Origin of the sequence: Cellulomonas sp. PS-H5, assembly GCF_019265565.1 — a bacterium.
GTDB lineage: Bacteria > Actinomycetota > Actinomycetes > Actinomycetales > Cellulomonadaceae > Cellulomonas.
Genome location: NZ_JAHVCI010000127.1, coordinates 1 through 2,273, shown reverse-complemented (window position 1 = coordinate 2,273; position 2,273 = coordinate 1). Strand labels below are relative to the sequence as shown.

Genomic DNA, 2,273 nt, shown 5'->3' with positions numbered 1-2,273 from the left:
CCCGGCGCGGGGCGCCTGACCGGCGCGCCCGGCGCCTCCCCCGACCCCCGCCGCGGTCGCGGCCCCGACCCCTGCGCGGGACGGCGACCGCGGCGGGCCGTTCCCGCCGACGCGCGCCGTTCGCCGACGCGGCCCGTGAGGTCGGCACACGACGGTGAGGTCGGCACTCGTTCGTGACGACCTCACCGTGGTGTGACGACCTCACCGCGCGGCCCGGCCCGGCGCGTCAGCGCAGCACCTCGACCAGGGCGACCCAGCTGAACACCACCGCGCCGATCAGCGCCGTCAGCATGCCGACCGCCACCGCGACGACGCCGCCCGCGACCCCCGCCGTCAGCAGCACGCCGCCGACGAAGAACGCCAGGACCGGCAGCACGAGCAGCACCACCCGCAGCGCCTCGGCCGGCCGGCCGGGCGACGGCCCGGCCTCGCCGCCGAGCAGCACCCGCCGGGTCGCCGCGAGCGCCACGGCCCCGGCCAGCGCGGCGCCGACGAGCGCCACCACCCCGTACCCCGGCAGCGACAGCCCCGGCATGAGCGCGACCGCCGCGAGCACCACCCCGACCACGACGGCCGCGACCGCGGCGGCCGCCCGGGCGGCCAGGCCCCGGGACTCGGCGATCTGACGCACGTTCACCGACAGGGCGACCACCAGCAGGCCGCCGAGCGCGGCACCCGCGCCGGCCACGGCGACGTGGAAGTCGGTCCACCGCGCGAGCCCGTCCATCCGCCCACGCTGGCGCGCCCGGGCGGCCCGGGCATCCCCCGGCCGGGGTGACGGGGCTCCCCGCCGCGCGCCCGGCACCGGGCCGTGCCTACGGTGCCGCGCATGGCACGCGAGCACGATCTGGTCCTGCTGGGCGCGACGAGCTTCGTCGGCGCCCTGACCGCCGAGCACCTGGCCCGCGCCGCCGCGCCGGGCACCCGGGTGGCGCTCGCCGGCCGGGACCCCGACCGGCTGGCCGCCGTGCGCCGGCGCCTGCCCCCGGCCGCCGCGGACTGGCCGCTGGTCGTGGTCGACGTGACCGACGCGCCGGCGCTCCGCCGCGTCGCGGGGTCGGCCACCGCCGTCGCCACCACGGTCGGCCCCTACGGGCGGCACGGGCTGCCGGTCGTCGAGGCCTGCGCGGCGGCGGGGACCCACTACGCCGACCTCAGCGGGGAGCTCGCGTTCGTGCGGGCGGCGGTCGACGCGGCGGACGCGCGGGCGCGGACCACCGGCGCGCGGCTGGTGCACGCGTGCGGCTACGACTCGATCCCGTCCGACCTCGGGGTGCACCTGCTGCACCGGGCCGCGGTGGCGGCGGGCGAGGCGGGCGGGCTCGGCGACGTGCAGGCGCTGGTCGCGGCGCGCGGCGGCGTGTCCGGCGGGACGGTGGCGTCGCTGCTCGGCGAGGCCGACGCGGTGCGCACGGACCCGGCCGCGCGGCGGCTGCACGCCGACGCGCACGCGCTGTCCCCCGACCGCGCCGCGGAGCCGCGTACGCCCCAGCCGCGCCTGATGGCCCCGCCGCACCGGGTCGCCGGGCGGTGGGCCGCACCGTCGGTAATGGCCCCGTTCGACGCGCACGTGGTCCGGCGGTCGAACGCGCTGACCGGCTGGGCCTACGGCCGCGGGCTCCGGTACGCCGAGCACCTCGACGCCGGCCGCGGCCCGGCCGGGCTGCTGCGCGCCGCCGCGCTCACCGGGGCGACCGCGCTCGGCGCGGCCGCGCTCGCCCTCCCGCCGACCCGGGCGCTGGTCGAGCGCGCGCTGCCCGCCGCCGGGGACGGCCCGGACGCCGCGACCCGGGAGGCCGGCTGGTTCCGGCACCGGTTCCTCGCGACGTCCGCGTCCGGGCGCCGGTACGCGGCGCGGGTCCAGGCGGCCGGCGACCCCGGCTACGCGGCGACCGCGGTGATGCTGGGCGAGGCCGCGCTGGCGCTCGCGCTCGACGGGGCGGCGCTCCCCGACCGCGCGGGTTCGCTCACCCCGGCGACCGCGCTGGGCGACGTCCTGGTCGACCGGCTGCGCGCGCGGGGCTTCGACCTGGACGCCGTCGCGCTCTGACCCGCGCGCCGACGCCGCACTCGCGCCGCACCGCACCGCACCGCACCGCACCGAGCTTGCAGAAGATGCGGGGTTGGCCGGCCCCGAAACCCGCAACGCCTGCAACCTCGGCGGGCGAGGTGCACTGCGCGGGAGCGCGGGCGCGGGCGCGGGGCGGGCGCGGCGCGGGAGCCGGCGCGCCCGCCCCGGGAGCGCTGCGGGTCAGCGCGCCGCGAGCGCCCGG

The 2,273-nt window shown here is 81.7% G+C and carries 2 protein-coding genes; one reads left to right on the top strand and one right to left on the bottom strand.

Annotated features, from left to right (window positions below):
- Positions 1 to 226 precede the first annotated feature (226 nt).
- A complete protein-coding gene (locus J5O08_RS20535) occupies positions 227 to 727 on the bottom strand; it encodes a hypothetical protein (RefSeq protein WP_218708765.1) in 501 nt (166 codons plus the stop codon).
- A 102-nt stretch (positions 728 to 829) separates the two neighbouring features.
- Here J5O08_RS20535 and J5O08_RS20530 point away from each other — a divergent pair, with 102 nt between their 5' ends.
- On the top strand, positions 830 to 2,050 hold the full coding sequence (locus J5O08_RS20530) for a trans-acting enoyl reductase family protein (protein WP_218708764.1): 1,221 nt from the start codon (positions 830 to 832) through the stop codon (positions 2,048 to 2,050).
- The last annotated feature ends 223 nt before the right edge of the window (positions 2,051 to 2,273 follow it).

Bases quoted from the DNA above. Each gene is read 5' to 3' on its own strand.
- J5O08_RS20535 (WP_218708765.1), bottom strand. From the start codon at position 727: ATGGACGGGCTCGCGCGGTGGACCGACTTCCACGTCGCCGTGGCCGGC.
- J5O08_RS20530 (WP_218708764.1), top strand. From the start codon at position 830: ATGGCACGCGAGCACGATCTGGTCCTGCTGGGCGCGACGAGCTTCGTC.